This window comes from Actinosynnema sp. NPDC037264 (genome assembly GCF_055603705.1).
Genome location: NZ_JBVJVK010000001.1, coordinates 237,015 through 243,856, shown reverse-complemented (window position 1 = coordinate 243,856; position 6,842 = coordinate 237,015). Strand labels below are relative to the sequence as shown.

Below are 6,842 nucleotides of genomic sequence, written 5' to 3'. Positions count from 1 at the left end.
GGCGCGTCTCCCCCCCCCAGCCCCCCCCCCCCCCCCCCCTCCCCCCCCCCCCCCCCCCCCCCCCCCCCCCCCCCCCCCCCCCCCCCCCCCCCCCCCCCCCCCACCGCCGGCTGTGCCTCCGAGGCCGACCAGGCGTTCGACTACGCCACCCGCCACGCCCGCGACGACGCGGAACGCGGTCGGGATCGGGTCGAGGGAACCGTCCGCAGGACGCGGGGCCAGGGCCCCGGGGCGGCGTTGGCGGAAGCCGTGGCCGGCGACCCGGATCGGGTTTTCGGCAGCCGCACCACGCCGACCGGGTTCGAGTTGGACGTCGTGTACTACGGCCAGGGCCAGGCGGGCGGCGGGTGGACCGCCGAAAGCCGATCGGTGCGACTGTGCGTCCGGTTCACCGCACGCCTGGACCCGGAACCGGTGGTAGAGGCCGCGGACGTGGAGTGCGCCGCTTCGCTGCCGTCGGCGGCGCCGGGGTTCGGCACGTTCGACCGAACCGTCCGACTCACCGATTAGTCGTCGCCGTCCCGCGGTGGGACGGCGCGCTTTCACCGAACGAACGACAGTAGGGGGATTTGGCGTGCGCAAGAACAGGGTCTTCGTGGCGGGAGTGCTCGCTGCGGCAGGGGTCGCGCTGCTGGGTGTCCAACCCGCCGGCGCCGACACGACCGGGCCGATCGACCTGGGCACTTTGCCCGGCGGAACGGAGAGCAAGGCGGTCGACATCAGCGAGACCGGTGTGATCGTGGGTGAGGCGACCACGGCCGGTGGCCAGACGCACGCCGTGCGCTGGGGCGCCGACCACACCATCAGTCAGCTCGGGACGTTGGCGGGCAGCACGTGGAGCACCGCCGTCGACATCAACGACACGGGCACCGCGATCATCGGCGTCGCACGGTTGTCGGGTCAGCGGCGGCCGGTCCGGTGGGACGGGAACGGCGCGATCACCGCGCTGTCGCTGCTGCCCGGCGGTATCACGGGCGAAGTGTCGGAAGTCAACGCGTCCGGGGTCGCGGTCGGCCACTCGTTCGCCGCGGACGGCCGGTCACACGCGGTGAAGTGGGCGGCCGACGGCACGGTGACCGACCTGGGCGTGCTTCCCGGCGGCCCGTTCGTGCCGGGAGGTTTGCCGATCATCTCCGATCGAGCGACGTCGATCAATGACGCCGGCGTCATCGTCGGCACGGTGTTCACGCCCGACTCCGACAACCACGCGGTGCGGTGGGATGCGAGCGGGACGATCAGCGAGCTCGGCGCACCGGGCGGTGAACTCGCCTGGACGGACTCCGTGAACGAGGCAGGCGTTGTGGTCGGTTCGATCCTGACGAACACGGGGCTGGTGCCGGTGCTGTGGACCGGCGCCGGCGCCGGCACGCTGAACACGGCGGGCAGGAACTTCGCCGGCGTGACGGGGCTGAACGAGGCAGGCGTGGTCGTGGGCAACGCCGTGGTCGGCAGCTGGCGCTACCTGGCGATGTCCTGGGACGCGGCCGGGCAACTGACCGAACTGCCCCCGCTGGCGGAGGACGTGTCGAGCCGTGCCGTGGCGGTCGCCGAGGACGGCTCCATCGTCGGCAACTCCGGCTCGGCCGGTGAGACCGACCGCCCGGTGCGCTGGACCGCCGGCGTCGCCCAGGACCTCGGCGCACCGTCCGGTGCGACCTCGGCCAGCGTGTACGGGGCGAACGACGGCGGCACCGCGGTCGGCCTCGCGGTCATGCCCGGGTTCGTGGCGCACGCCGTGCTCTGGCCTGCGAGCTGACCCGCGGGCCCGCCACGACCTCGGGGATTCGTGGCGGGCCCACCCCGACCTCACAACGCCCGTTGACCCCTGCCCGTAGCATCCGTCACCGTGGCCAGCCCTTCGCAGCACTCGCAGGCGACCCCCGACGGCTCGCAGGCGAACGCCGACGACACCGACTCGCTCAGCCCCGACGAGCGGGTCAACCCGACGTGGACCGAGCCGCTGGCGCGCGCGGCGAGCAAGCCGCTGGGCGGACCGGTCGGTCGGCACGCGTCGGTCGGGCGGCAGTGGTTCTGGACGCCGCTGCGGGTCGTGCTGCTGTTCGCGGTGGTGACGCTGGCGCTGGCGTGGTTCCAGAAGTCGCCGTGCGTGCAGCAGTACGTCGACGACAACGGCGTGGTGCAACTGGACTGGCGCGGCAGCAAGCAGTTCACCGCGATGTGCTACTCCGACACGGTGCCGCTGTACACCGCGGAGCGGTTGGACAAGCCGGACACGTTCCCCTACAAGACCTCGTGGGTGGACGACGAGGGCAAGCCGACGGCGCACGTGCGGTACATGGAGTACCCCGTGCTGACGGGCATGTTCCAGCTGCTCAACGCGCGCATGGCGCAGGGCTGGACGGTGATCGCCTCGTCCGGGTGGCTGCCGAACCCGATGACCGTGATCGTGTACTTCAACATCACCGCGCTGTGGCTGGCGCTGGCGTGGCTGGTGACCGCCTTCGCGGTGGCGCAACTGGCCAGGCGACGGCCGTACGACGCGGTGCTGGTGGCGGTGTCGCCGCTGGTGGTCGTGCACGCGTTCACCAACTTCGACACGCTCGCCACGGCGTTCGCGACGGCGGGCATGCTCGCGTGGGCGCGCAAGAAGCCGGTGCTGGCGGGCGTGCTGCTCGGGCTGGGCGGCGCGGCGAAGCTGTACCCGCTGTTCCTGCTCGGACCGTTGCTGCTGTTGTGCTGGCGGGCTGGCAAACTGCGGGCCGGGTGGACCACGCTCGGCGCGACCCTGGCCACCTGGGGCCTGGTGAACGCGCCGATCGCGTGGCTCTACCCGGACGGCTGGCGCGAGTTCTTCCGGCTGAACACCGAGCGCGGCGTCGACCCCGACTCGCTCTACAACGTGGTCGCGCAGTGGACCGGGTGGCAGGGCTTCGACCCCGGTCTGCTGCACGGGCAGGCGCCCGAGGTGTTGAACACGGTCAGCGCGGTGCTGTTCCTGGTGTGCTGCGCGGCGGTCGGGTTCGTGGCGATGTCCGCGCCGCGGCGGCCGAGGTTCGCGCAGCTGGCGTTCCTCGTGGTGGCCGCGTTCCTGCTGACGAACAAGGTGTGGAGCCCGCAGTACTCGCTGTGGCTCGTGCCGCTGGCCGTGCTGGCGCTGCCGCGGTGGAAGCTGCTGCTGGTGTGGATGACGGTGGACGCACTGGTCTGGGTGCCCCGGATGTTCTTCTACCTGGGCGTGGACAACAAGGGCCTGCCGATCGACTGGTTCCTCGGCGCGGTGGTGGCGCGCGACGTCGCGGTGATCGTGCTGTGCGGGTTCATCGTGCGCGAGATCTACCGGCCCGCCCTGGACAAGGTGCGCCAGGCCGGCGACGACGACCCGTGCGGCGGCTTCATCGACGGCGCGCCGGACCGGTTCGCGCTGCGGTTCGGCCGGCGCCGCCGGGACGACGCGCCGGTGCCCGCCGGCGTGGGCGGCTGACCTACGCGGGGGTCCTGGGCGCCGGACGTCGGCGGGTGGGCAGGAGGTGGTCGGTGAAGGTGACCTCGGAGCGCAGGAAGACGAAGAACAACGCCACCAGCAGCGCCGCCCGGCCCCACACCCCGATCACCACGGCCTGCGCCGAGAACCCGTCGTAGATCCCGGACGGCTCGCCGAACTCGATCGCGTAGAACCAGCGGAAGATGCCGACGCCCATGGCGAGGTCCGCCACGAAGTACGCCGCCACCCAGCCCCAGTCCACCCGCAGCAGCACGAACATCGGCACCAGCCACAACGTGTACTGCGGCGAGTGCACCTTGTGCAGCAACAGGAAACCGCACAGCATCGCCGCCGACACGGGCACCCACGGGTAGCTGCCCTCGCTCAGGTACCGCCGCCACCCGAGCCCGCACGCCAGCGCGAACGACAGCAGGATCCCGACCGGCGACAGCACTGCCACCAGCGACTGCATGACGCCGTCGGACAGGAACGGCCGCATCGACCAGAACCAGATCGAGTTCGTGGTGATGTCGACCCGCCGCAGGCCCTGGAACGCGAACGACGCCTTCCAGCCCTCCAGCCCGGCCACCGCGAACGGCAGGTTGACCAGCACCACCGTCACCACGGACGCCAGCGCCACCTTCACCGCGCCGGCGAGGTCGTACCGGGCGCCGCGCGGCAGCCACCGGCCGCCGGGACCGCCGGTCAGCACGTACAGGCACAGCGGCAGCACGAAGATCGCCGGGTAGATCTTGAACGCGAACCCGAGGCCCAGCAGCACGGACGCGGCCACCGCGCGGTCGACCAGCGGGCGCTCGCGCCGCCCCCAGCCCCGGTGCACCACGTACACCGCCGCCACCGCGCAGAGCACGACCGGCAGGTCCCAGTTGTGGAACGCGTAGAGCACCATCGGCGGGCCGAGCGCCCAGATCAGCGCGCGCCACCGGCTCAGCTTCCCCAGCAACCACCCGGTGGCCAACCCGAACGGCGCCATCAGCAGCGCCGAGAACAGCAGGAACGCGGCGTCGTCGTCCGCGAGGATCGCGCCCGCCCAGATCGTCAGCCCGGTCAGCACCGGGTACTCGACCACGCCGCCGACCAGCACGCCCTTGCTGTTGATGCCCCCGTTCACGTACGGGAAGACGTGCCGGTCGATGTCACGGCCGATCCACAGGTGCTGGATGTCGGAGTAGCAGACCTCGGCCTTGTTGCGCCGCTCGTAGTCCGGCGCGCTGCGGCCCCACTGGTCGAACTCCGGTCCGGTGCAGCGGTCCTTGTTGAGGAAGCCGGCGAACATCGTCAGCCCGCACAGGAGGACGACCGCGGCCAGCGCCACCCGGCCGAACCGCGGCGGGGACGACCCGGCGTCCGCGCGTTCCGCCACGGCCACCACCTCCCGGGTCACGCTCAGCCGCCCAAGTGCTCGCGGAGGAACGCGATGTCCGCCGCCTGCCCTTCGTCCGGTGTCTCGACCAGCACCGGCGACCCGGCGGCGGCGGCCACCGCGACCAGCTGCTCGGGCTCGATGGTGCCGGACGCGATGTTGGCGTGCCGGTCCCGCGAGGAGCCGAACTCGTCGCGGGAGCTGTTGAGGTGGACCAGGTCGATGCGCCCGGTGATGGCCTTCACCCGGTCCACGATGCCGACCAGGTCCTCGCCCGAGGCGAACGCGTGGCAGGTGTCCAGGCAGAACCCCGCGCCGAACTCGCCGACCGCGTCCCACAGCCTGCCGAGCATGTCGAACGTCCGCGCCATGGCGTTCTCGCCGCCCGCGGTGTTCTCGATCAGGATCGGGACCGCGAAGCCACCGCTGTCGGCCTGGCGCTCGAACATCTTGCGCCAGTTGGCGATGCCGTCGCCCGGGTCCTCGCCCTTGGCGACGTGCCCGCCGTGCACGATCAGGCCCTTCGCGCCGACCTCGGCCGCGCCCTCGGCGTGCTGGAGCACCATCTTCCGCGACGGGATGCGGATGCGGTTGTTGAGCGACGCGACGTTGGCCAGGTACGGCGCGTGGATGAAGACGTCCAGGTCGGAGGCCAGCAGCCCCTCGGTCTGGGGGTGCGGCTTCGGCGCCTTCCACCCCTGGGGATCGGCCAGGAAGAACTGCACGACGTCGGCGCCGCGGTCGACGGCGGCGCCGAGCGGGTCGTCGTCGCGGACGTGGGCCCCGATTCGCATGGGTGTGGAGGGTAGTCGGGCGCCGAAACGCACCGCCGCCCGCCGCCGATACCAAATTTGTCGTCGAGGGGGATGGCCCGCGTCACCACGAGCACCTACGCTCGTTACTTGCAAGTAGGAAACGAGAAGCGCAGCCGCCACGCCAGGAGGCCAGACATGCGGATCCGGCTCATTCGGCTGGTGAGCGCGGCGGCCGTCGTGCTCGCGGTCGGCACGGCCGGCGCCGCGGCCGGTTCCGGTTCGGCCGTGGCCGCCGAACCCGTCGTGGTGGGCAGCTGCGCGACCACCGTGCAGGGCGAGCCGGGCACACCGGTGGCGCTGAGCCCGACCGCGGTCCTCGACCCGATCGTGCAGCTGATCCGCGCGATCCCGCTGCTCGGCCCGCCGCTCGCGGAGCCGTTCCGCCAGGCGTTCTCGGCGCTGCCGCCCATCGCGATCGGCGCGATCCCCACCGGCTCGGGCGTCATCACCGGCGGCGACATCGCGAACAAGGTCAACGCGGAGCTGATCAAGCTGCCGCTGCTCGGGCCGATCATCGTCACGCTCTCCAACGGGGTGCGCGCCGAGCTGACCAAGCTGTGCGGCGTCACCGTGCAGGGCGTCAACGCCGCCGCCGCGCCCGTCCAGGACGGGTCCAAGGCGCTCGCGGACGCCTCCCAGCAGGCCACCGGCCAGCTTCCCGGGCTGCCCGGGACCAAGCCGACGCCGAACCAGCCACCGCAGACCGGCCGGCCGGGCGCGAACCCCGGCACCTCGAACCCCGGCGCCACCCCGAACGGCCAGGCGCCGGCGAACAGCCCGGTCGGCGGCGTCGGCGGGCTCGACGTGCCGCTGTACGGCTCGAACCCGTGGGGCGGCAACTTCGGCCGCGTGCCGCTGTTCAGCTACGGCTCCCTGCCGTTCGCCGTGCCCGGTCAGTACGCGCCGTCACCGGGCGTGCGCTACGGCGGCGGCGTGAGCGGCTACCGGCCCGGCTACGGCGTGCCGGGCGGGGACGACTCCGACGGCGTGCAGACCGCCGGCCGGGCGCAGGCGCTGCCCGGCTCGGGTCGGATGGGCGGCGGCGTGGCGGCTCCCGTGCTGCTGGCCGTGCTGCTGCTGTCGTGCGTGACGGGCGCTCTCGTGCGCACCTGGGTGCTGCGCCGGGCCGTCGCCTCCGCGTAAGGCCCCAGAAGGACCAACCGGACGCCCGTTCTTCGTGCGTCTGCTCGCTGTCCAGCGG

General features: G+C 72.6%; 6 protein-coding genes. 4 read left to right on the top strand and 2 right to left on the bottom strand.

Annotated features, from left to right (window positions below):
* The first annotated feature begins 237 nt into the window (after positions 1 to 237).
* The 3 genes from ACZ7GX_RS01195 (at position 238) to ACZ7GX_RS01185 (ending at position 3,442) form a co-directional block, all read left to right on the top strand.
* Positions 238 to 510 carry a hypothetical protein gene (locus ACZ7GX_RS01195; protein ID WP_498771480.1) on the top strand — a complete coding sequence of 91 codons (273 nt, stop codon included), beginning with the start codon at positions 238 to 240 and terminating at the stop codon, positions 508 to 510.
* Positions 511 to 574: 64 nt separating this feature from the next.
* On the top strand, positions 575 to 1,756 hold the full coding sequence (locus tag ACZ7GX_RS01190; protein ID WP_498771478.1) for a hypothetical protein: 1,182 nt from the start codon (positions 575 to 577) through the stop codon (positions 1,754 to 1,756).
* A gap of 90 nt (positions 1,757 to 1,846) precedes the next feature.
* Positions 1,847 to 3,442, top strand: coding sequence for a glycosyltransferase family 87 protein (locus ACZ7GX_RS01185; protein WP_498771476.1), 1,596 nt, complete (start codon positions 1,847 to 1,849; stop codon positions 3,440 to 3,442).
* Position 3,443: 1 nt separating this feature from the next.
* Here ACZ7GX_RS01185 and ACZ7GX_RS01180 read toward each other — a convergent pair whose 3' ends face one another.
* Both ACZ7GX_RS01180 and ACZ7GX_RS01175 read right to left on the bottom strand, forming a co-directional pair.
* A complete protein-coding gene (locus ACZ7GX_RS01180) occupies positions 3,444 to 4,826 on the bottom strand; it encodes a glycosyltransferase family 87 protein (RefSeq protein WP_498771474.1) in 1,383 nt (460 codons plus the stop codon).
* A gap of 23 nt (positions 4,827 to 4,849) precedes the next feature.
* Positions 4,850 to 5,620 (bottom strand): deoxyribonuclease IV, encoded by a 771-nt coding sequence (locus ACZ7GX_RS01175; RefSeq protein WP_498771472.1) that lies wholly within the window; start codon positions 5,618 to 5,620, stop codon positions 4,850 to 4,852.
* Positions 5,621 to 5,776: 156 nt separating this feature from the next.
* On the opposite strand from ACZ7GX_RS01175, the gene ACZ7GX_RS01170 reads away from it, so the two are divergent.
* Positions 5,777 to 6,784 carry a hypothetical protein gene (locus ACZ7GX_RS01170; RefSeq protein WP_498771470.1) on the top strand — a complete coding sequence of 336 codons (1,008 nt, stop codon included), beginning with the start codon at positions 5,777 to 5,779 and terminating at the stop codon, positions 6,782 to 6,784.
* The last annotated feature ends 58 nt before the right edge of the window (positions 6,785 to 6,842 follow it).

Excerpts from the sequence above, each read along its gene's own strand:
- ACZ7GX_RS01175 (WP_498771472.1), bottom strand. The coding sequence starts at position 5,620 with ATGCGAATCGGGGCCCACGTCCGCGACGACGACCCGCTCGGCGCCGCC.
- ACZ7GX_RS01170 (WP_498771470.1), top strand. The coding sequence starts at position 5,777 with ATGCGGATCCGGCTCATTCGGCTGGTGAGCGCGGCGGCCGTCGTGCTC.